Here is a 21271-nt window from a genome sequence, read left to right as displayed (position 1 = left end):
ATAAGCAGATTCAGGGGCCATTTAAAAGGGATTGAAAGAATTAATTACAGATACACCAAGGTCAGTTCGTTTCAATCGATTGCATATAAGTAAACCGTTCCTGTAATTTCACGTTGAATAGTTGCAGGATAAGATAATTCGTTGAAAAATTGCATTTGATATGATACTTAAGAAAACAATGATCCGATCTATTTTTCTGCTTGTCTCGATTGTATCAATGCACTTCTTTCCGCTTTACGGACAGCGGCAACAACCAGCGAGTGCGTCTGAAATCCTTCTGAAATTAGAGCGTCTGAATTTTTTGGGTACAGTTCTATATGTGGCTGCTCATCCCGATGACGAAAACACAAGACTTATTGCCTACCTGGCTAACGAAAGAAAGGCCCATACAGCTTACCTTTCAATGACGCGGGGTGATGGCGGACAAAACCTGATTGGCCCTGAGATCCGGGAGGGACTGGGCATTATACGCACACAGGAATTACTGGCAGCGCGTCGGATTGACGGCGGGAAACAATTCTTTACCCGGGCTAACGATTTCGGATATTCCAAGACCGCTGAAGAAACACTTCAGGTATGGGATCAGGATCAGGTACTGTCTGATGTGGTGCGCACTTTTCGAAAATTCAGACCCGACGTGATTATCACCCGGTTTCCGCCGGATGAGCGCGCCGGGCATGGACATCATACTACTTCGGCAATCATGGCTGAACGCGCCTTCGATATATCGGGCGATAAAAATTATTATCCTGAGCAACTGCAAGACCTCACTGTTTGGTCGCCCAAGCGTCTTTTTACCAACACAGGCCGTTGGTGGAATCCAAATATGGATGGGAGTGAGCCGGGCGTTCTTACCATCGATGTGGGTACATATAATCCGTTGCTTGGTACGACTTATACCGAAATGGCTGCACTCAGCAGAAGTCAGCATAAAAGCCAGGGATTTGGAGCGACAGGCAGCAGGGGCTCAAGCGAAGAATTTCTGGAATATGTAAAAGGAGTTGAAGCGAAATCGGATATTTTCGAGGGAATTGATACCAGCTGGTCCCGCGTAAGCGGTGGAGATAAGATTGGCAAATCGATCAACGAGCTTATCTCCAATTTCGATCCCAGAAAGCCTTATGCCAGCGTTCGGGATATGTTGCGCATCCGCAGGATGATCTCAGAAATTGAGGATTCCTTCTGGAAATCCCGAAAACTGGAACAGGCTGATGAAATAATTTCAGATATGACCGGCCTGTATCTGGAAGCACGCACCAGCGAAGGACAGGTTGTTCCTGGTCAGAATATACGCATGGAACTGGAAGCCATCCAGCAATCACCGCTGTCAGTAGTTTTGAAAGGATTCAGGAGCGATATTCTTGGGATGAATCTGAACTTGCAGATGACCGCAGGTACTGATATAGTATTGGATACTGCTGTTACGATCCCAGCCGGAATTCCATACTCAGATCCATACTGGTTGAAATTGCCACAAAAGAAGGGAATGTATACAGTTGAAGACCCTCAATTGATAGGGCTTCCTGAAAATAATCCGAGTATCCCTGTAACTGTGGATGTTGAAATAGAAGGAGTGGCATTTAGTTATGAAATTCCGCTGCAGTACCGGTGGAATGATCCTGTGCAGGGTGAAAAACATGAGCCGCTGGTGATAACGCCACCTGCGCTCGTTTCAATCAAGGAGGCGGTATATCTGTTCCCGGATAATAATTCGCGTGAAATTGAAGTACTCGTGAAAGCGGGAACTGCGAATGTGGCAGGAGAGGTTCAGCTTTTAGGAGCTGATGGATGGGAAGTAACACCTTCAACGCGGTCATTTAACCTGCAACAGGATGGGGAAGAATCCATTGTAACCTTCCGGGTAAGTCCGCCTGAAGGACAGATTGTAAGCGATCTGGTTGCCCAGGTAAGAACGGCAGGTGCCACCTATTCGAAGAATATGGAAGTAATTGATTATGAGCATATTCCAAAGCAGGTATTACTGCCTGATGCAAAATCAAGGTTTGTTCATATCCCACTTAATAAGAAAGGGGATCGCGTTGGGTACATTGCAGGGGCAGGGGATGCCATTCCGGCTACACTGCGTGAGATCGGTTACCAGGTTTGGGAGATGCGTGACGAGGATGTGACACCCGAAAATCTTGGCCAGCTTGACGCAATTATACTGGGTGTAAGGGCTCTCAATACCAATGAACGTATTGCTTTTCAAATGCCTGCCTTGCTGGATTATGTGAAAGAGGGAGGTACGCTGATCGTTCAGTATAATACCAATTTCAGATTGAAGACCGGGGAGTTTGCCCCATATCCACTTCAGCTGTCACGGGATCGTGTCGCGGAAGAGGATGCGGAGATCCGGATACTGACCCCGGAACATCCCGTGTTGAATACGCCCAATAAGATAACGCAGGCAGATTTTGAAGGATGGGTCCAGGAGCGCGGATTGTATTTTCCCGGCAAATGGGATGATCGGTACACGGCGATTCTTTCCAGTAATGATTCCGGAGAGAGCCCTCTTGATGGAGGATTACTTGTAGCCCAATACGGCAAAGGTTATTATATTTATACCGGTTACAGCTGGTTCAGGGAATTACCGGCCGGTGTACCAGGGGCAATTCGGTTATTTACCAATATGGTTTCACTGGGAAATGCCGATCTGATTGATAATTCAATTAACGTAAAAAAATGACTTCCGAGGAAAAAGAGATCTACCCGGAAGAGCCACCGCTCTTCAAAAAATGGAAGTCCTGGTATATCCTCGTGCTTGGCAACCTGCTGGCACTGATTCTACTTTTGTATTTCTTATCAATTAGTTTTTCATGAGCAATCTCGATTGGCTTGTATTATTCGGCACACTGATTTCTATTGTTGTGTATGGAGTCTATGCAAGCCGTGGCAGCAAGAACATTGAAGGATTTTTACTGGGTGATAAGAGTATGCGATGGTGGACAATCGGTTTATCCATTATGGCCACCCAGGCGAGCGCAATTACATTTTTATCTACACCCGGACAAGCCTATGATGACGGGCTCAGGTTCATTCAGTTTTATTTTGGTCTGCCCATTGCAATGGTCATTTTGTCGGTGACCTTCATTCCGATCTACTATCGTTTGAAGGTATACACCGCTTATGAATTCCTGGAGAACAGGTTCGACCTGAAAACCCGAACACTTGCTTCGTTTCTCTTTCTGGTCCAGCGGGGACTGGGCGCCGGAATAACCATCTTTGCGCCGTCCATTATTTTGTCAAGTATCCTGGAAGTGAGCCTTACATTCACTACACTGATTATTGGAGTCCTTGTAATAATTTATACGGTATCAGGCGGGACAAAGGCGGTAAGTGTTACGCAGAAACAGCAAATGGGAGTGATGATGGGAGGTATGATTCTGGCAGGAATCATGGTTGTTAAAATGCTCCCGGATGGCGTGGACTTCGGTGATGCTATTACCGTTGCGGGGAAAATGGGTAAGCTTGAAGCCGTTGACCTGGAATTCGATCCCACCAACAGATACAATATCTGGTCGGGAATCATTGGCGGACTCTTTGTTGCCCTGGCGTATTTCGGAACGGATCAGTCGCAGGTTCAGCGTTACCTGTCGGGCAGAAGTATTCGTGAAAGCCGTCTCGGATTAATCTTTAACGGACTTCTTAAGGTGCCGATGCAATTCATCATTCTGTTCATCGGAACGATGGTATTTGTTTTCTACCAGTTTTATCAGCCACCCGTTTTCTTCAACGATGCGGCCATTGAGGTGGTTAAAAATTCGGAATACCGGGAGCAATTCGAAGAGGTTGAAGCAGCGCATCAGGACCTGTTTGCCCAGAAGCGACAGGCCATAGAAGGACTCATACAGGCGGAGAATGCGAATAAGGCTGATGAATCGGAGGCATACCGAACCCAGATTGAGAATTATCTTGATCAGGATGAGGAAATCAGGAATAAGGCCAAGGAAATCATCGTAAAAGCCGACCCCAAGGCTGAAACAAACGATACGGATTATGTATTCATATCGTTTGTCATGAATAATTTACCCCATGGGCTGATTGGAATTTTGCTGGCAGTGATCTTCTCTGCGGCAATGTCCAGCACCGCATCGGAACTGAATGCCCTGGCATCTACCACTACAGTGGATATTTATAAGCGATCCGTAAAGCCCGCGCAGTCGGAGCAGCACTACCTCAATGCATCACGTCTTTTTACGCTCATGTGGGGCCTGATCGCTATTATGTTCGCCACTTTTGCCTCACTGCTCGAGAATCTGATAGAGCTTGTGAATATCGTGGGATCAATTTTCTATGGAAGTATCCTGGGTATATTTCTGGCCGCTTTTTACATTAAATACATCAGAGGTAATGCCATATTTATCGCGGCGGTTATCTCCCAGTCCATGGTCATATTCCTGTTCATGACAACTCCGATCGGATATCTTTGGTATAATGTAATTGGCTGCGGGATGGTTGTGATACTCGGGTTTATTATTCAAAAGATCATCAACAGCAATTAAAAAAAGCCGACTGTAGAGCCGGCTTCTTTATCTTGGTGATCTTCTGATCTTTATTTGAGACTGTTAATCAGATCCTGATTTCTTTTCACATATCCGAAATCATTTCCCGACGCTTTTGCTTTAGCCATTGATTCATTCGCTGTTTCGATGGCTTCTTTCTTTTTACCCATTTTGGCGAGGATCTGTGCCTTCATGTGAATGTTCCAGAAAGCGTTAGGGTTTGCCTGAAGCCCCATGTCCATCCAGGCAAGAGCCTGCTCAAGGTCACGTCCGGTCGTATAGTAATAATTGGCTGCCTGAATATAAACGTTTGGATCAACCTGTGTTTTAGCCTTAATGTCGGCCATGACGATGTCATCAAAACTTACCTTTACTGGAATGCGCAGAGCAACATTTTCCCATGCCATAGCAATTTTTGCCTCTGTATTGTCGGCACTGATGTCATGGATCTGAAATGTAAGTGATTCAACGGTATTGGATGTCTTGTTTGATTTAACGCCAATGTTAAGTACTTCATTATCTTTATTGTAGGCAGCAGTATTTCCACCAATGCTTAAGTCTTTGTAAAGCATGAATCTCCATTCATCGGCTCCGGGTACGGTAAATATCAGGTATTTTCCGGCAGGGACCGACTGGCCACCAATCATGGCATCGGTACTCAGGGTAAGTACTGATCCGTTGTTGGCGCCTGTACGCCATATCTGGCCATAGGGCTGGAGATAATCACCACCTTCTCCAAAGATTTTTCTTCCTTTAACACCGGGGCGGAAATAATCAATGGTAATATCTGTAAGGCCCACTGTTGTTGAAACTGAGCCGGCAGGGCTTGGCTGCGGCATTTGGATTTGCGCATTCGCGCTTGAGAATGCGATCAATAGCGCAATGGAAAGGCAATTAATGAGTAGTATTCTTTTCATGGTTCATTTATTTTTGGTCGTACGAATCTACACAATTTTAACGGAGTACGTGAAACTGAAAAAATCATTTTATTTCAATGACGACGTTTGCGACGCCGCACGTAACCTGCTGGGCAAGGTCCTTTATGTTGAAGGTCCCGAAGGAATATGTGGTGGCATGATCGTGGAAACAGAGGCATACTCATATCGGGAACGGGCTTGCCATGCCTACGGGAACAGGCGTACAGCGCGGACGGAAACACTTTTTTCTGCCGGAGGCTCCGCCTATGTATACCTGTGCTATGGTATTCATCGTTTGTTCAATGTTGTAACGAATGCGGAAGGTATTGCCGAAGCGGTTCTGATTCGTGCTCTTGAACCTGTTACCGGAGTCGAACTCATGAAGTCACGCAGGGGGAATATAGCCTATACCGGACTAACCTCCGGTCCCGGTAAACTCTCTGAAGCATTAAGTATATCACTGGAGCATGACGGCAGACCCCTTTTAGGAGACCAGATCTGGATCTCCGATGAAGGCGTTGGTGTACGTAAAATTGTAGAAGGACCGAGAATTGGTGTGGATTACGCAGGGGAGGATGCCCTGTTGCCATGGCGCTTTGGAATTGGCGGGAACCGGTTTTTAAGCCGGCCATTTCCACGGTGATATCGAGATATTGGTTGATTCAACGATTTATTTCTAATATTGTAACTGAGCGTCCATAACTTAGCTTTTTAACCTAAACTACTGTATTGTGAGATTTTATTTTTTAGGGCTTCTGATATTCTGTTTATCCGCAGGCCAGGCTCAGGACATATTCCGCGAAGTCAATTCATCGTATGATGAACAATTACCCGTACTTTCACCGGACAATAAGACATTATACTTCACCCGCACACGCCATCCGCAGAATGTCGGTGGAGTTCAGGATCCGGGAGACATATGGTACAGCGAATTGCAGGAAGATGGAAGCTGGTCTGCTCCTGCAAATGCTGTGGAATTGAATAACAGGGGTTACAATGGTGTAATCGGATTTACAGTCGACTCAAGAACCATTTACCTGCTCAATCACTATAATAAAGATGATTCACGGGCTGCCACCCAGGGGGTTTCGCGATCCATACGGCGTGGAAATAAGTGGGGTAATCCTGAAAACATCACAATTCCTTATTTCCTGAATCGTTCAGAGAATCACGGAGGATATATCAGTGTGGACGGACAGGTCCTTCTTTTTTCAATTGAAGGATACAATACAGTAGGTGGTGAGGATATTTATGTAAGCTTCAATGAAGGGAACGGCAAATGGAGTGAGCCCAAGAACCTTGGGAGAACCATCAACACCAACGCCCAGGAATTCACGCCCTACCTTTCCGGAGATAAGCAGACGTTGTATTTCGCAACGAATGGTCATGGCGGAAGTGGAAGCAGCGATATTTTCATGTCGACACGGCTGGATGACACCTGGAAGAACTGGTCGTCACCTGTTCCGGTGCCCAATATCAACAGCCAGGGAAGAGAACTGGGATACCGTCCGTATGAAGGATTTGCACTTTACACCTCTACTATGAACAGTGACGGCTACAGCGATATCCGGATGTATACAGATTCCCCCGAGCAGCGCATCGAACCGCTGGTGGTGGATGTCCCTGATTCAGTGCTGGAAGAAGTGCAGACGACCGTAGAGATCGATAAAAACGTGATTTTCGGTACTGTAAAGAGCGCAGATAACAGGACACCGATAGGCAACGTTACGCTTCGTCTTACTGTTGGAACACAGGAGCAGGTTGTACCGGTAGATGCCGTGACGGGTACATTCAGTGTACCCATTATCGAGGAAGGCAGCTATCTGTTTTCGATGGATGCACCCGGGTTTATCAGTAATAATGAAACAGTTCTGGTGGAAGGAGATCGTAATTCCAGTGCTATTGAACGACAGTTTTTACTTCAGCCCATAACAGTGGGTACAACGGTTCAATTACCGAATGTGCTCTTCAAACGATCGTCACCTGATATTTTATCCGAATCATATCCGGAGCTTGACCGGGTAGTGGATTTCATGCGGACCAATCCATCCGTACAGATTCGCCTGGAAGGACATACGGATAATACAGGCGTACCCAAGCATAATCTTCGACTATCAAAAGCACGCGTGGAATCAGTAGAGGCGTACCTGGTGAGCAAGGGGATTAATCAGAAGCGAATTACAGGTAAAGGCTATGGGGGAACCAAGCCGATCGCTGATAATGGCAATGAAGAGACGCGTCGTCTAAACCGAAGGGTGGAATTCACAATCGTAAAGGAATAATGAATGCTCTTTATATGAGGAAGCTTCCATGAACAGTCTCGCTTTGCAACTTATCCTGGCCCTTTTCTGGAATGTTCAGCAAGTTCCCGTGCTGGCACCGTGCCCCGACTCACCCAATTGTGTGAATTCCTATCAGTCTGATGAGGAGCATACTCCTATGGAGCCACTCCGCTACAGTGGTGATTATGACAAGGCCATGGCAGTGCTGAAGGATGTGATAAGGGAAATGCCACGAACGGATATAACCGACTCATCGAACGTTTATCTGAAAGTCGTTTTCACCATTGCTCTTTTTGGATTTGAGGATGATGTTGAATTTCTGGCAGATACACTCCGGAATGAGATTCATTTCCGTTCTGCCTCAAGGGTAGGTTATTACGATCTGGGAGTGAACCGCAGACGGATGGAATCTATTCGGGAAGCGTGGATGGAGATTGCCGGGGACGGACAATAACTAATTTTAATAATGTAATTCTTGTCCGCCTCGACCGGTAATATGCAGTAAAACATATTACCATGAAGATAATCAGAAATCAACGGAACCACCCTTTGTATGTCAGGGAACACCTGATCATGTGGAAATTACTTAATGAGCACCGAACCCTGAAGCATTTCAATTTTAAGCAGTATCATTCCTTTGGTTGTTGCACTGCCCAATTCTGTAGTTTTGCAGCTTCCCTGGTCGTTGAACTGGAGGGATATGAGGATATGATGTTATCTTCTTCCGCCACAAGGGATTGTCATCTTAAGACGCTCGGTTTTCACATCCTTCGCTATGAGAATTACCTGGTAAATGAATTTCCCGAAATTATCATTGAAGACATTCAGAGTCAGATCAAAGGTATCAGGAGGGTACGGTCATGATCCTGGCCGGCCTTCATTTCGTTGCTTTGCAAGAGCGGCAACATACCATTCAAATTCATTAATGAATCGGGTGGTTTGTTTTAGCAGCCATTCTTCCTGCGTTGAACCTTCAGCATCAATTGTTTTTTGAATTTGCGGAACGGATAAAATAGTGGGAATCGAAGGTGTTCCCAGCTCTGCCAGGGTAATTCTTGCCTGGATAGCCGCACGGATCCCTCCAAACCTGCCTGCAGAATAGGAAAGGATTCCTGATGGCTTGTAATGATATTCCTTTTGATAATGGTCCAGGAGGTTTTTAAGTGCGGGAGGCATGCTGTGGTTGTATTCCCCGGTAACGATTATGAAACCATCCGACTGGCTGAGATGATCACCTATGATCTGCATATTTTCAGGAGCAGTACCATCCGGATATTCCTTAAACATTTTATCCAGGAAAGGAAGTGGTAATAACATAGGATCGATCACCTGAACATCAAAGCCTTTCGATCTTAGTTGATTTGAAATGAATGTTACAGCACGAATACCCTGTCGGTTGGTGCGTACAGAACCATACAAAACACTGATTTTATACCTCATACGATTGTGTTTTTATTGAACCAGTCAGCAACCTCATCACGATAGGTTTGGCCGACGGGAATTTTTTGATCGTTCAACATCACGTAACCTGTATGGAGACTGTTGGTATACCTGATATTGACAATAAAGGATTTATGAACTCTTTTAAACATAGGGAATGGAAGAGATTCCTCCAAATGTTTCAGGGATACGAGCTCCATATACCAGCTGTCTGAGGTGTGATATCGCACATACTCGCGCATTCCTTCGATATACAGTATGTCGGAATAGCGTACGCGATAGACGCTGTGTCCTGATTTGATAAGCCGTTCACCAGACCCGGGAGTACTGTAACTGTGGTGTGTTGCGCGAACTTTATTGATCGCCTTTAAAAACCGTTCGTAGGAGATTGGCTTGAGTAAATAATCGACCACATCAAGTTCATAGCCCTCAAGGGCAAATTGCTGGTAGGCGGTGGTGAGAATGATATTGGCCGGCTTGTCAAGACGTCTGATAAATTCCAGTCCGGAAATCTCTGGCATTTGTATGTCGAGCAGGATGATATCAGGACTATGTGTTTTCACATAGTGTAAGCCGTCGGCTGGATTTTTGAACGAAGCAACCAGCTCAAGTCCTTCGCATTGTTCGATATAGCCTTTTAAGAGCGTGCGGGCAGGGTATTCATCTTCTATGATTACGCAGCGTAAATTATTCATGGCAGATCAATATGGAGATGGATTCTGAATTTGCCTTCCGGCTTCTCTATGATCAGCTTGTGACAGTCGGGATATAGAAGTTCAAGGCGTTTCTTCACATTGATCATACCAATACCACCTTCATTATCCTTAGAAATCAATTTTCCCGGATTGCTGTTGGAAACTTTAAAATCCAGCATGCCATGTTGAATTTTCAATGAGATTTCTATCCACCCGTTTCCATCGTCTTCAATATGGCTATGCTTGAAGGCGTTTTCCACGAAGGGCAGGAGAATCATAGGCGCGATCTGTGAACCGGGATCTATTTCACCTTCCACGCGTAAATTCACCTCGTCTTCAAATTTCAGCTCCTGCAGCTGAACAAAGTTGAGAATATATTCCCATTCCTTTTCCGCCGGCACAAGGTCTGTATTCGATTCGTAGAGCACATACCGAAGCATTTCCGATAATTTGAGAATCAGGTCGGGAGTTTTTTCCTGATGGCTGATGGCCATGGCATAAAGATTATTAAGTGCGTTGAAAAGGAAATGTGGATTGATCTGGCTCCGCAGTAATTTCATTTCTGTTACGAGTTTCTCCTGGATGCGCTGCGCATCCATGTCCTTCCTTTTTCTTGATTCATCCATTAAAAACTGGAGGGCGCTGAAAAATAATACGCCGAAGGAAAGCGACATATTCTGAACGATCCAACGGGAAGACCGGAAAGTACGTGGCACCCTCATCTGTACACCTTCAAGACGGTTGATTGGCAGGAACTGATTGGTGACGGTGAATATATAATACACAACGATCATGAGCAACGTTATTCCAAGCAGATAGTAACCCCAGGAATTACGTTGTATCAGGAGTGGAAGCAGCACACGAGTATTGATGTAAAAGATGATTATATGAATGATCAGCATCCTGCCGGCATGCCAGGCGGCGGTTTCATAGGTGAACGGTATTGCAAACCAGAAGAGCAGTAATACAAAGTAAGCACACCATGATATCACATGGAGATAAATTCCCTTGGGTAATGCTGAATTCATGCAAGTAAGATACGCATTTACAAAAATGTGTCTTTGTTATTTTCAACAAACAACCGTTTCGCTCAACGAACATCAGGCGTATCTGCGTTGGTTGAATTTATCGCTTCGTTGATTGAAATAATCAAGAACTGACCATAAAACGCGGTAAATTAGATTCATGAAAACCATTATTCTATTCTCGCTGATTATCCTTGGACCCTTGTTCATTACCGAAACGAACGGCCAGCCGCCCCAGCGCAATCCATCTGAAATGGTGGCCCGTGAAAAACAAATGGTGCTTGACAGTATTACGGATCTTTCTGAAGACCAGAAGCTTGTAATAGATGAAATTTACAAGACCTACTCCGAAGAAATAACAGCTGCATTTTCAGAGAACCAGGGAGACCGTGATAAGATGAGGGGAGCCATGCAGGAAATCAGGAAAAAAAAGCAAACCATGCTTAGTGAAATATTAACTGATGAGCAAATGGCAAGGCTTACCTTCATTATGCAACAAAACCGCCGACAGCGCAGACCTCCGCCAAATGAATAAGTCATTCATTCTACTAGCGATCCTTTACCTCTGCGGCCAATCGCTTTTTTCCCAGGTGAATGTTTCGGGGGTTATTAAGGGCAATGATCAGGTGCTCCCGGGAGCGACTGTTCAGTTCAGGCTGGTAAAAGACACCACTATTACGACCTTTGCTTCCAGTAACGCAAAAGGCAACTACGAAGTGAAACTGCCGGAAGACGGCTTTTACAAATTACAGGTTTCATTCATTGGCTATCAGCCGTTCACAAGGATACTCAGAATTACAGGACCGGATTATCGTGTTCCGGATATTCAACTGGTCGAACAAACTGAATTACTTAAGGAGGTCAGGATTACAGACAAGCCCATCGTGGTAGTTCAACAAGGTGATACCACGGCATTCTTAGCCAGTGGCTTTAAAACGAATCCCGATGCCACGGCGGGTGATCTGCTTAAAAAAATGCCGGGAGTGGTGGTTGACGGGAATGGTGTTCAGGCACAGGGAGAGTCTGTCCAGCGTATACTGGTGGATGGCCGGGAGTTTTTTGGTAATGATCCTGCGGCCACCCTCAGAAACCTTCCTGCAGATGTTATCGAGAAAATCGAGGTGTTTGATCAGTTAAGTGAACAGGCTCAGTTCTCCGGTTATGATGACGGGAATACGGTAAAAACAATCAATATTGTCACCAAACCTGAAACGCGAAATGGCAGTTTTGGACGTGTTTACGCCGGTGGCGGGACAGACGCGCATTACAATCTCGGGGGTAATATCAATTTTTTCAACGATCAGCAACGAATTTCAATCGTTGGTCTGAGCAACGATATTAACCTGCAAAATTTCTCTTCGGAAGACCTGGTAGGTGTGGCCAGCAGCAGTTCCAGCGGAAGAGGAAGGGGAGGTGGAAATTTTGGAGGGGGAAGAAATAATGGTGCCAATAATTTTCTCACATCCCAGCAAAATGGAATCAGCCAGGTTAATTCATTCGGGATAAACTATGTGGATGAATTTCTCAATGGTGACCTCAAACTATCTGCCAGTTACTTTTTTAATCACGCGACAAATACGAATGATCAGAAAAGCCTCAGAGAATACTTTCTGTCGGCAGATAGCAGTTATTTCTATGAACAGAACTCCATTCAGGATAATGTAAATTATAATCACAGATTTAACTCCCGCATCCAGTACAGTATTGATAAAAAGAATATGCTGATTGTGACACCTGCTCTGAGTTTGCAAAACAATACGAATCAGCTGACAACAAGTATTCTTACTTCAAACATGGCCGATGAGTTGATCAGTGGAAGTGAAAATATGCAGCTGAATGATCTGCAGGGCATTAATTTTTCGAATAACCTTGTCTTCCGGCATGCATTTGAAAGAAGAGGTCAGACCTTGTCGTTCGGACTGCGTAATTCCTATCTCAAAAGTGATGGGAATATTGACCTGAACGCTATTAATTACTATAACCGGACAACCGTAATTTCAGATACGCTTGCCCAGGAAACAGATCGTTTCAGTCTTCAAAAATCAGTACAGGGAAATGTGACCTACACCGACCGGCTTGGGGAAAAGTTTCAGTTACAACTGACCCAGACCATGGAAAGGAGGTGGAATGAATCAGATAATAAGAACTATGACCTGCGTTCTGAAGAAAGGGAGCTTAATCCGGAATTGTCCAATGTTTTTGAAAGTATCTATACAACTTATACCTCTACAGCCGGCCTGTCATACCGGGGCGAAATTGGCTCTGTTCGCGCAGGCCTGGCTTATGAACATGCAAGACTTGAGAATGAACAATTGTTTCCTCAGACGGATCAGCTAACCCGTAGTTTTAATAATATTCTACCGACCGTTTCGGGCCGGTTTAACCTGACAGAAGATAAAAATCTGCGGTTTTTTTACCGGACCAATACCGATGCCCCGTCCATCTCACAGTTACAGAATGTGATCGACAATTCAAACCCCCTGATACTTACAACGGGGAATCCGGCATTGGACCAGGCCTACAGTCATCGACTCGTTGTACGGTATTCCAATTCGAATCAACAATCTTCCGCCAGTTTCTTTGGTTTCATTTCTGCTCAAACTGCGGCCAATTACATTTCAAATGAAACCATTATCGCAGAAAATGAAGACATCCTTGTGGGTGATTATTTACTTCGAAAGGGCAGCCAGATAACACGTCCCGTGAATCTCGACGGATACTGGAATGTGCGAAGTCTGCTTACCTACAGTATCCCATCAATCCTGCTGAAATCCATTATAAACGTAAATGCCGGCATTAATTACAACAAAATACCGGGCCTTATCAATGAACAATCAAACACATCCAATAATTATGGGTTCAGCGCAGGTATTGTGATTGCCAGCAATATCAGCGAACGTGTTGATTTCAATATAGGCTATTCGGGAAATTTTAATATTGTGGATAATTCGATTCAGCCTGAATTAAACACAAATTATTTGAATTCGTCGTTTTCGGCCGGACTGAACTGGATTTTTGGACAGGGATGGGTGTTCAGAACAGATATTAATTACCAGCGGTATGATGGCCTTTCCGAAGGGTTCAATCAAAACTATGCCTTATGGAATGCCTCTTTAGGAAAGAAATTCATGGCCGATGATCGGGCAGAGGTTTCTTTACGGGTTTTTGATATTCTGAAACAAAACCAAAGTATAACGCGGACGGTCACAGAAACCTATATCGAGGATGCCACGAGTGTTGTATTACAGCAATATGTCATGCTGAATTTTATGTATAGGATCCGAAACTTCAAAACCACACAATAGAAAAGCCCTCACCGAAGTGAGGGCTCCCCTTAACCAACAATCAACCAACAATCATCTACCTCATTGAAGGAGGCAGGATGACCTTATCTATAACGTGAACTACTCCATTTGATGCGTTCACATCAGCTTTTAATACATTTGCGTCATTGATATAAACCTTGGGACCTACCTTTACAGTAACATCGCTTCCCTCAACGGTTTTTACCATTCCATTTTTTAAATCAGTTGACATGACTTTTCCGCCAACCACATGATACGTAAGAACGCTTACGAGCATGTCTTTGTTCTCAGGTTTTAATAAAGTTTCTAATGTTCCTTCAGGCAAAGCGGCAAATGCTGCGTTTGTCGGGGCGAATACGGTGAACGGACCATCTCCATTCAATACGTCTACAAGGCCAGCCGCTTTAACTGCAGTAACCAGTGTGGATAAATCTGAATTTCCTGCTGCCAAACCTACGATGGTTTTATCCTGTGACATGGCAGAAACAGAAATCATTAAGCCAACAACAACTACTGCTACTATTTTTACTAAGTTTTTCATGGTGTTTATTTGTTTGTATATATAATGCACAAGTGGCATACATTGTTTAATGTTTTGTTAAAAAGATTAAACATTTTTTATTCGATAGGCCCAAATGATGAGCAAAGGGTGAATTAGAAGAAGACGAACCCATGCTACCCACTCAGGAACGCAGAGCTTTCCAGCGCATCCTCCCAACTGAATAAAATAGATATGGGATGGGATAAAGCAGACCAGGAGGATTATAATCATCCAGCAGGCAGCTTTCCGGGTAGAGGAAATAGCGACCAGAATTCCAAGCAGAATCTCCACAATTCCGGCGCCAAGGTTAATTAATTCGGGATTGGGGAAATAGCCCGGGATGAGCGGCAGATAAAATTCCGGATCCCTGAAATGATTCAGTCCGGCAACAATGTAAAATATCGAAAGTGCGATCCAGCCAATGCGTTTCATGCTGATAAAACCCGGGAAGATCAAAGATGTTTTTGTATTTTACCTTAAAATTTTCACACATGAACGGACTTCGAACCATTGTTTATCGGGTACCAGACCTCCAGGCAGCACGGAAGTGGTACAGCGATGTATTTAATGTTTCCCCATATTTTGATGAGCCTTTCTATATCGGATTCAATATAGGAGGTTTTGAACTCGGTCTGCAGCCCGGCGACGGTACTAATCTGGACCCGACGCATCATGTTTCATATTGGGGAACTGACAACCTGGAAGAGTCGGTTGAATCCTTTCGTAAAGCAGGAGCAACCGTACTGGAAAATTTGGAAGATGTAGGGGGTGGCATCAGGGTCGCCGTGATGGGTGATCCGTGGGGCAACCCGGTCGGGCTGATCGAAAATCCACATTTCCGGCTGGGTGAAACGGAGAAACATCCTGTGCCTGCCAGGGAACCCGGGGTAACTGGCCCGGGTGGATTCTTCTTTAAGTGCAAAGATCCCGAAATGGTGAAGACCTGGTACAGGGAAAACCTCGGAATACTTACTGGTCAGTACGGGGCACAATGGCAATGGAGAAAAGAGTCGACGGGAAATGAGCCCGGGTTTACGGTCTGGAGTGCGTTTAAAGACGATACAGATTATTTTGAGCCTTCCCAACATGATTTCATGATCAATTATCGGGTAAATGACCTGGAGGGACTTCTCAGTAAAATGAAATCCAACGGGGTTCAGCAGGTTGGTAAACTGGAAGTCTATGATTATGGCAAATTCGCATGGGTCCTGGATCCGGAAGGGAGAAAGATAGAACTGTGGGAGCCTATTGACAAAGAATACATCAAGATACCCGGTGAAACCATGGCAGCTGAATAATCCCTAAATTTTATAGCCAACGGCCAGTTTTACCTTGCCGCTGTTGTAGTTGTAAATGTGGCTGTCACCCAGCCGTATGTAATTCGCTTCCAGGTTATAATTAAGTGTGGAGTAAAATTTTTGCCAGTTAAAACCGGCACCGGCCGAGATTGCCATCTTCATATACAATACTCCGTAATCGGGAATGATATCCGTTTCAGTGGTAATCTTTCCCCACTGGACACCCAAACCCGGGCGGACACTTCCAGCTATAAAAAGATTGTTTGATACCGGGTAAATATAAAGATAACCGGCTATTACGCCGATATTTCTGACAGTCAGGGATGTGAGATCATATTTTTCTGAAAAAATCTCATCCGCATAGGATGGTATAATTGAGCTGTCGGCTGACATTTTATGATACCCTATGAATCCACCATACAATATGGAACCGGAACCCTTTTTTTGTCTGTCGATGCCTGACTGAAGAGAACGAAATGAAATTTCCCTGTGGTTGGGGAAAACGGCTGCTTCAAGATTGATGGTGAAGGTCGTAATATCGCCCCGGAATGTTTCGAATTCATCCGGGTTTGTCTCTTCAAATCCTGTGTATTTTTGAACCGAGAGGTTAATGAAATACGACTTTAGCAATAAGCTTGTTTGAAGGTCGAAACGCTGGGATCCATCGTTATTGAACCGGAGCCCCAGATCGAGGAGAAGTGTTTTGTAGGAACCTCCGATTCCGCCTGAGAATGGACCCCGTGGCCGAAAAAAAATTCGACCGTCCCTGTTCTTTAAGCTGAAGCTTTGATATTTCAGATTTGAAAATAACCGGACCGTCCAGTCATTCTGATTCAGTTCAACAAAGGAAGAATCCACGTCAGGCGGCTTTACCATATTAGCCACATCATCCAGGGACTGTGCAAAAAGCACGGCAGGAAAAATCAGTAATAGGGATATAATTATAATCCTGACCATAAAAAAATTCCGGATTTCACGAAAAATTCAAAATTTTAAGGATAATTGTTTTGTTACCATCGTAACTTTCACATTACAATAATAACGTAATTCATGCATCGGTTCACATATTGTTTTATCATACTTTTATATTTCACCCAGTGTACTTCAAAGCCGGATCAACCGGCAATGGAGTCAACTGAAACCCAGGTCATGGAAGCACCTCCCGGTGAAGCGCCCGATGGGATGGTATGGATTCCGGGTGGCACGTTCATACGTGGTAACGATGGAAATGAAGCCAGCGTACATGAAGGTCCGGCGCATACCGTTGAAGTTAATGGTTTTTGGATGGATGAAACGGAAGTTACAAATGCCCAGTATCGTGAATTTGTTGAGGCAACGGGATATGTGACCGTTGCTGAACGGCCCATTGACTGGGAAGAACTAAAGAAAAATCTTCCTGCGGGCACTCCCAAGCCTGCCGACAGTATTCTCCAGCCCGGCTCCATGGTATTTTCACCGCCAAATTACCCGGTTCAGCTAAACGACTTTTCCCAATGGTGGGCATGGGTGGTAGGTGCGAACTGGAGGCATCCTTATGGCCCGGAATCCTCGATTGAGGGCAAGGATAATTATCCGGTTGTTCATATTGCTTATGAAGATGCGGTGGCATACGCCGACTGGGCAGGAAAAAGACTGCCTACTGAAGCGGAATTTGAATTTGCAGCAAAAAATGCAAAGAGCGGGGCTCCGTTTGCCTGGGGAGACGAGTTAACCCCTCAGGGAAAGTACCTGGCAAACTTTTTTCAGGGTGATTTTCCATACCGGATGACCGGTGAGGATGGCTATGCGGGTATTGCCCCTGTGAAAAGTTATCCGCCAAATTCATATGGTCTATACGAGGTGATTGGTAACGTGTGGGAGTGGACTTCCGACTGGTATCGACCCGATACTTACGCACAGCTGGATAAGATGACCATTTGCAAGAATCCAACCGGTCCTGAATCAAGTTATGACCCCACAGATCCCTATAACCCGAAACGGGTGATAAAAGGCGGTTCCTACTTGTGCAGCATTCAGTATTGTTCAAATTACCGTCCGAGTGCGCGCATGGCGACCGCCATCGACTCCGGGCAGGAACACCTGGGTTTTCGTTGTGTTAAATCCGAAACTTTCAATAATCCATGAAAACACTGAATTTTATAATTCTGGCTATTGCCGGATTCATGCTCGCATGCACTCCTGTGCGTGTTGTGTCTACTGAAATAATTGAGAAGGACTTCGAAGGTTACAAAACCTTTAACTTCTATGAAGTGCAAAACTCAACAAGCCCGTATCTTAATGATCTGAAAAAGGCGGTTGTGAGTCAGCTGGAAACAAAGGGATACGCTCTGAGTGACAATCCGGATCTTATGATCAACATAGGAAGCACTGTTGAAGAAAAGGTTCAGACCCGGGAAACCGACTATCGCGACATTGCATACATGGGCCAGCGTAATTATTCCTGGCAAAGCGAGGAAGTTGTGGTGAATCAGTATAAGGAAGGTACTGTTGTGCTCGATTTTGTCGACACCAAAACCGACAATCTCGTTTGGCAGGGTGTAGCAGCAGGAACAATTTCAGGGAAGGAAAGTGAAATGATCAAGCGTATCAATAAAGGAGTAGAAATGCTGTTCAGGGATTTTCCCGCTCAATAAGTTGGAATAAATGAAACCTTCGGTGGTTTGTTTGAGTATATTTAATGTATACACCAAACCACCACTTTTATGAAATCTATACTTACAGGCATCTTCTGTCTGATTGTGGTTATGGCTTATTCTTCAGATAAGCCTATGCCTCTCAGCGAAGAAGTACAATCCATCAATGCCCTTACATTCAGTCCGGAAGGCATTCTCTTTATTGGAGACAGTAAATCAGCCAAGATTTTTGCATTAGCCACCAGCCAGGAATCAACAGCTTCGTTCGGCGAAGTAAACCTGTCAAAAATTGATATCTCCATTGCCCAGGTTCTGGGGACAAGCGTTGATATGATAACGATTCAGGACATGGCAGTGCATCCGAAAAGTGGTGTGATTTACATGGCCGTTCATGCAAAAAATAATCAACCTGTTCTTCTCACAGTTGATCAGTCGGGAGCCATTAACCCGGTGGATCTTTCTACTGTGAGCTACAGCCAAAAGTCGATTGCCAATGCCGTAGAAGAGGACAGCAAAGACAGGAGAGGGCGTCCGCTTCGCCATTGGGCTATTTCTGATATACACTTCTCGGGGGACCAGTTACTTGTAACAGGCCTTTCAAACCAGGAATTCGGAAGTACGTTTCGAAGTATTAGCTATCCATTTTCAGATGATCAACAGGATGCTTCGCTTGAAATTTATCATGCAGCGCACGGCCAGTATGAAACTCACTCACCTGTTAAGACCTTCACAACTGCTACATTAAATAATGAAACCTATGTCATCGCGAGCTATACCTGTACCCCTCTTGTTTTATTTCCGCTTTCTGATTTAAAGAAAGGTGAACACATTAAGGGACGAACCGTCGCTGAATTAGGTGCCGGTAATACTCCGCTGGACATGGTGATACTTGAAAAAGACGGCAGGGAAGTACTGCTGATGGCTAATTCAAATCGCCCGGTGATGAAAATACTGTTGAGTGATATAGTCTCGTATGAAGGTAGCCTTACTGAACCGGTTGATATACCGGCAGCTACAGCAGGTGTTCCTTATTTAAATTTTCCGATGACCAATGTGATTCAAATGGATAAATGGGGGGATTCAGGCTGGATTATGCTCAAACGGCAATCCAATGGGGATCTCGATCTTATTACCGGGAATGATTTCTGGTTGTAAATATTTCATTACCGCCATTTTTACAGTAATAAGCCTGTCCGTCTTGGGGCAGGCTAATTTCCTCTTGGATCAAAGTGGCATATCGAAAGTTGATCTGGAAGTAGAAGTTTCAACGCCGGAGCATCTTAAACTATACCTGAAATCAGCAGAGCGGGAGGTCGCCGGCCGCTGGGAAGTCAGAAAACATTACATTACTTTCCTGCCTTTCCTGCCGTTGGATTTTGCTTCTGATTACGAGGTTACATACCTGGGAGAACGGATAGCGGCCTTTCGAACGCCTGATAACGTTTCCAATCCACCCCGATTACTTTCGATCCACCCAACGCCGGATTCATTGCCTGAAAATTTGCTAAAAATGCAGTTGGTCTTCGATCGTGAAATGCAGTCAGGCAAAAGTTCAGAATTTGTAATGATCCGTGAACAAGGGCAGAATGGATTTCTCGAAAATGTCTTCCTCGATCTATCCCCTGAACTATGGAATCCTGGTGGTGATACACTTACCCTGTGGTTAAATCCCGGCCGCATAAAGCGTGATCTTATCCCTAACCGGGAGGAAGGTAATCCACTCAGGCAAGGCACATCCTATGAACTACTTATTTTGAATGGATGGATGAGTGCACAGGGGCAGCCGTTACCAGAGGCGGTTTCAAAAAAATTTTATGTAACCCGGGCAGACCGCAGCCGAATTGACCCATCCCGTTGGAAAATGAAGTTTCCTGAGCTAAATACAAAACAGTCATTGATTATCATGTCCAATGAGCCGCTAGACCTTTTATCTGCGCCTGCTGCAATCCAGATCATGAAGGCCGACGGAGAGAAGGTTCAGGGTGTAGTTAGTATTTCAACTGAGCAAAGCCGAATAGTATTTACTCCTATAAGTAATTGGATAACAGGTAGATATATAGTTGAAATTAAAAATACAATTGAGGACCTATCCGGGAACAGGATTGATCGTTTATTTGATGAAGACCTAACAGATTCTTCTGCTCCTTCCGGGTTAATAAACCAACTTGAATTCACTATCAAGTAAACAACCATGCAGCTAACCCGAATAGCCAGATAAGTGACCAGATGATGGTTCGGTACCAGTTTGCTTTCACCAGTTCATCCACGATCGGCGCTTGATTGCCCTCCCGGGCAAGCGAATTATGCAGAGGCACTGCTTTAAAAAAAGTATGGAGCCAAACAGAAATGATCAATCCCATACTGGCTATGTTGATTATTGTGAGATTCATCCATAGCTGTATTCCAGTCAGGAAAACCTGTGCAAACATAAGAGGCGCAACCACAAAAGTGATCAGAACCATATATTTCCTGTGCCAGTTATCGAATGATGCCGGGTCAATAACATTAAACCCAGGGTAGATGATCATCTGTACCAACCAGATCAGCACGACAAGTCCAAAGTCGGCCATACTGCGGAAAATGTTTACATACTCCATGCAGTTCTTAACTTTTTTCTCCGCCAAATGTTCTTA

At 44.7% G+C, this 21271-nt stretch carries 22 protein-coding genes; 14 read left to right on the top strand and 8 right to left on the bottom strand.

What is annotated here, in order from left to right; genetic code table 11:
* The first annotated feature begins 160 nt into the window (after positions 1 to 160).
* From LDX50_RS06885 to LDX50_RS06875, 3 genes are read left to right on the top strand one after another with little or no spacing between them, the layout of a single operon-like run.
* Positions 161 to 2686 carry a PIG-L family deacetylase gene (locus LDX50_RS06885; protein WP_225697699.1) on the top strand — a complete coding sequence of 842 codons (2526 nt, stop codon included), beginning with the start codon at positions 161 to 163 and terminating at the stop codon, positions 2684 to 2686.
* Entirely contained in the window at positions 2683 to 2820 is a 138-nt protein-coding gene (locus LDX50_RS06880) for a hypothetical protein (protein ID WP_225697698.1), read from the top strand. The genes LDX50_RS06885 and LDX50_RS06880 overlap by 4 nt, the downstream gene beginning before the upstream one ends.
* A complete protein-coding gene (locus LDX50_RS06875; protein ID WP_225697697.1) occupies positions 2817 to 4502 on the top strand; it encodes a sodium:solute symporter family transporter in 1686 nt (561 codons plus the stop codon). The genes LDX50_RS06880 and LDX50_RS06875 overlap by 4 nt, the downstream gene beginning before the upstream one ends.
* A gap of 50 nt (positions 4503 to 4552) precedes the next feature.
* On the opposite strand, the gene LDX50_RS06870 is transcribed toward LDX50_RS06875, so the two are convergent.
* Positions 4553 to 5419, bottom strand: coding sequence for a DUF2911 domain-containing protein (locus LDX50_RS06870; RefSeq protein ID WP_225697696.1), 867 nt, complete (start codon positions 5417 to 5419; stop codon positions 4553 to 4555).
* Positions 5420 to 5468: 49 nt separating this feature from the next.
* Here LDX50_RS06870 and LDX50_RS06865 point away from each other — a divergent pair, with 49 nt between their 5' ends.
* From LDX50_RS06865 to LDX50_RS06850, 4 genes are all read left to right on the top strand, one after another.
* On the top strand, positions 5469 to 6062 hold the full coding sequence (locus tag LDX50_RS06865) for a DNA-3-methyladenine glycosylase (RefSeq protein WP_225697695.1): 594 nt from the start codon (positions 5469 to 5471) through the stop codon (positions 6060 to 6062).
* A gap of 88 nt (positions 6063 to 6150) precedes the next feature.
* Positions 6151 to 7701: an OmpA family protein gene (locus LDX50_RS30990; protein WP_225697694.1), complete on the top strand. Its 1551-nt coding sequence runs from the start codon at positions 6151 to 6153 to the stop codon at positions 7699 to 7701.
* Between the two features lie 28 nt (positions 7702 to 7729).
* Complete coding sequence (locus tag LDX50_RS06855) at positions 7730 to 8155, top strand: DUF1499 domain-containing protein (protein WP_225697693.1); 426 nt, start codon at positions 7730 to 7732, stop codon at positions 8153 to 8155.
* Positions 8156 to 8217: 62 nt separating this feature from the next.
* Positions 8218 to 8565 (top strand): DUF559 domain-containing protein, encoded by a 348-nt coding sequence (locus tag LDX50_RS06850; protein WP_225697692.1) that lies wholly within the window; start codon positions 8218 to 8220, stop codon positions 8563 to 8565.
* Here LDX50_RS06850 and LDX50_RS06845 read toward each other — a convergent pair.
* From LDX50_RS06845 to LDX50_RS06835, 3 genes are read right to left on the bottom strand one after another with little or no spacing between them, the layout of a single operon-like run.
* On the bottom strand, positions 8560 to 9141 hold the full coding sequence (locus LDX50_RS06845) for an NADPH-dependent FMN reductase (RefSeq protein WP_225697691.1): 582 nt from the start codon (positions 9139 to 9141) through the stop codon (positions 8560 to 8562). The two genes, LDX50_RS06850 and LDX50_RS06845, sit on opposite strands and share 6 nt — an antisense overlap.
* On the bottom strand, positions 9138 to 9836 hold the full coding sequence (locus tag LDX50_RS06840) for a LytR/AlgR family response regulator transcription factor (protein WP_225697690.1): 699 nt from the start codon (positions 9834 to 9836) through the stop codon (positions 9138 to 9140). Before LDX50_RS06840 ends, LDX50_RS06845 begins: the two co-directional genes overlap by 4 nt.
* Positions 9833 to 10864: a sensor histidine kinase gene (locus LDX50_RS06835; protein ID WP_225697689.1), complete on the bottom strand. Its 1032-nt coding sequence runs from the start codon at positions 10862 to 10864 to the stop codon at positions 9833 to 9835. The genes LDX50_RS06840 and LDX50_RS06835 overlap by 4 nt, the downstream gene beginning before the upstream one ends.
* Before the next feature lie 157 nt (positions 10865 to 11021).
* Between LDX50_RS06835 and LDX50_RS06830 the strand changes: the two genes are divergently transcribed.
* Positions 11022 to 11396, top strand: a complete 375-nt coding sequence (locus tag LDX50_RS06830; RefSeq protein ID WP_225697688.1) for a hypothetical protein — start codon at positions 11022 to 11024, stop codon at positions 11394 to 11396.
* The gene (locus LDX50_RS06825) at positions 11389 to 14166 is read left to right on the top strand and encodes an outer membrane beta-barrel protein (RefSeq protein WP_225697687.1); all 2778 of its coding nucleotides are present in this window, start codon (positions 11389 to 11391) and stop codon (positions 14164 to 14166) included. The genes LDX50_RS06830 and LDX50_RS06825 overlap by 8 nt, the downstream gene beginning before the upstream one ends.
* Before the next feature lie 55 nt (positions 14167 to 14221).
* Here LDX50_RS06825 and LDX50_RS06820 read toward each other — a convergent pair whose 3' ends face one another.
* Positions 14222 to 14707: a fasciclin domain-containing protein gene (locus LDX50_RS06820; protein WP_225697686.1), complete on the bottom strand. Its 486-nt coding sequence runs from the start codon at positions 14705 to 14707 to the stop codon at positions 14222 to 14224.
* A gap of 66 nt (positions 14708 to 14773) precedes the next feature.
* Complete coding sequence (locus LDX50_RS06815; RefSeq protein ID WP_225697685.1) at positions 14774 to 15139, bottom strand: DoxX family protein; 366 nt, start codon at positions 15137 to 15139, stop codon at positions 14774 to 14776.
* Positions 15140 to 15198: 59 nt separating this feature from the next.
* On the opposite strand from LDX50_RS06815, the gene LDX50_RS06810 reads away from it, so the two are divergent.
* Positions 15199 to 16005, top strand: coding sequence for a VOC family protein (locus LDX50_RS06810; RefSeq protein ID WP_225697684.1), 807 nt, complete (start codon positions 15199 to 15201; stop codon positions 16003 to 16005).
* A 3-nt stretch (positions 16006 to 16008) separates the two neighbouring features.
* On the opposite strand, the gene LDX50_RS06805 is transcribed toward LDX50_RS06810, so the two are convergent.
* The gene (locus tag LDX50_RS06805; protein ID WP_225697683.1) at positions 16009 to 16962 is read right to left on the bottom strand and encodes a DUF4421 family protein; all 954 of its coding nucleotides are present in this window, start codon (positions 16960 to 16962) and stop codon (positions 16009 to 16011) included.
* A gap of 168 nt (positions 16963 to 17130) precedes the next feature.
* On the opposite strand from LDX50_RS06805, the gene LDX50_RS06800 reads away from it, so the two are divergent.
* From LDX50_RS06800 to LDX50_RS06785, 4 genes are all read left to right on the top strand, one after another.
* Positions 17131 to 18129 carry a formylglycine-generating enzyme family protein gene (locus LDX50_RS06800; RefSeq protein WP_225697682.1) on the top strand — a complete coding sequence of 333 codons (999 nt, stop codon included), beginning with the start codon at positions 17131 to 17133 and terminating at the stop codon, positions 18127 to 18129.
* On the top strand, positions 18126 to 18638 hold the full coding sequence (locus LDX50_RS06795) for a DUF4136 domain-containing protein (RefSeq protein ID WP_225697681.1): 513 nt from the start codon (positions 18126 to 18128) through the stop codon (positions 18636 to 18638). Before LDX50_RS06800 ends, LDX50_RS06795 begins: the two co-directional genes overlap by 4 nt.
* Positions 18639 to 18707: 69 nt before the next feature.
* Entirely contained in the window at positions 18708 to 19793 is a 1086-nt protein-coding gene (locus tag LDX50_RS06790; protein WP_225697680.1) for a hypothetical protein, read from the top strand.
* A complete protein-coding gene (locus LDX50_RS06785) occupies positions 19750 to 20823 on the top strand; it encodes an Ig-like domain-containing domain (protein ID WP_225697679.1) in 1074 nt (357 codons plus the stop codon). Before LDX50_RS06790 ends, LDX50_RS06785 begins: the two co-directional genes overlap by 44 nt.
* Here LDX50_RS06785 and LDX50_RS06780 read toward each other — a convergent pair.
* Positions 20816 to 21235, bottom strand: a complete 420-nt coding sequence (locus tag LDX50_RS06780; RefSeq protein ID WP_225697678.1) for a hypothetical protein — start codon at positions 21233 to 21235, stop codon at positions 20816 to 20818. The genes LDX50_RS06785 and LDX50_RS06780 overlap by 8 nt on opposite strands.
* Between the last annotated feature and the right edge of the window lie 36 nt (positions 21236 to 21271).

It is taken from the genome of Fulvivirga sedimenti, from assembly GCF_020328055.1.
The sequence above is the reverse complement of the archived record's forward strand: the minus strand, read 5'-3'. Positions and strand labels throughout refer to the sequence as shown.

Excerpts from the sequence above, each read along its gene's own strand:
- LDX50_RS06885 (WP_225697699.1), top strand. The coding sequence starts at position 161 with ATGATACTTAAGAAAACAATGATCCGATCTATTTTTCTGCTTGTCTCG.
- LDX50_RS06880 (WP_225697698.1), top strand. The coding sequence starts at position 2,683 with ATGACTTCCGAGGAAAAAGAGATCTACCCGGAAGAGCCACCGCTCTTC.
- LDX50_RS06875 (WP_225697697.1), top strand. The coding sequence starts at position 2,817 with ATGAGCAATCTCGATTGGCTTGTATTATTCGGCACACTGATTTCTATT.
- LDX50_RS06870 (WP_225697696.1), bottom strand. The coding sequence starts at position 5,419 with ATGAAAAGAATACTACTCATTAATTGCCTTTCCATTGCGCTATTGATC.
- LDX50_RS06855 (WP_225697693.1), top strand. The coding sequence starts at position 7,730 with ATGAACAGTCTCGCTTTGCAACTTATCCTGGCCCTTTTCTGGAATGTT.
- LDX50_RS06850 (WP_225697692.1), top strand. The coding sequence starts at position 8,218 with ATGAAGATAATCAGAAATCAACGGAACCACCCTTTGTATGTCAGGGAA.
- LDX50_RS06845 (WP_225697691.1), bottom strand. The coding sequence starts at position 9,141 with ATGAGGTATAAAATCAGTGTTTTGTATGGTTCTGTACGCACCAACCGA.
- LDX50_RS06840 (WP_225697690.1), bottom strand. The coding sequence starts at position 9,836 with ATGAATAATTTACGCTGCGTAATCATAGAAGATGAATACCCTGCCCGC.
- LDX50_RS06835 (WP_225697689.1), bottom strand. The coding sequence starts at position 10,864 with ATGAATTCAGCATTACCCAAGGGAATTTATCTCCATGTGATATCATGG.
- LDX50_RS06830 (WP_225697688.1), top strand. The coding sequence starts at position 11,022 with ATGAAAACCATTATTCTATTCTCGCTGATTATCCTTGGACCCTTGTTC.
- LDX50_RS06825 (WP_225697687.1), top strand. The coding sequence starts at position 11,389 with ATGAATAAGTCATTCATTCTACTAGCGATCCTTTACCTCTGCGGCCAA.
- LDX50_RS06820 (WP_225697686.1), bottom strand. The coding sequence starts at position 14,707 with ATGAAAAACTTAGTAAAAATAGTAGCAGTAGTTGTTGTTGGCTTAATG.
- LDX50_RS06815 (WP_225697685.1), bottom strand. The coding sequence starts at position 15,139 with ATGAAACGCATTGGCTGGATCGCACTTTCGATATTTTACATTGTTGCC.
- LDX50_RS06810 (WP_225697684.1), top strand. The coding sequence starts at position 15,199 with ATGAACGGACTTCGAACCATTGTTTATCGGGTACCAGACCTCCAGGCA.
- LDX50_RS06805 (WP_225697683.1), bottom strand. The coding sequence starts at position 16,962 with ATGGTCAGGATTATAATTATATCCCTATTACTGATTTTTCCTGCCGTG.
- LDX50_RS06800 (WP_225697682.1), top strand. The coding sequence starts at position 17,131 with ATGGAGTCAACTGAAACCCAGGTCATGGAAGCACCTCCCGGTGAAGCG.
- LDX50_RS06795 (WP_225697681.1), top strand. The coding sequence starts at position 18,126 with ATGAAAACACTGAATTTTATAATTCTGGCTATTGCCGGATTCATGCTC.
- LDX50_RS06790 (WP_225697680.1), top strand. The coding sequence starts at position 18,708 with ATGAAATCTATACTTACAGGCATCTTCTGTCTGATTGTGGTTATGGCT.
- LDX50_RS06785 (WP_225697679.1), top strand. The coding sequence starts at position 19,750 with ATGGGGATCTCGATCTTATTACCGGGAATGATTTCTGGTTGTAAATAT.
- LDX50_RS06780 (WP_225697678.1), bottom strand. The coding sequence starts at position 21,235 with ATGGAGTATGTAAACATTTTCCGCAGTATGGCCGACTTTGGACTTGTC.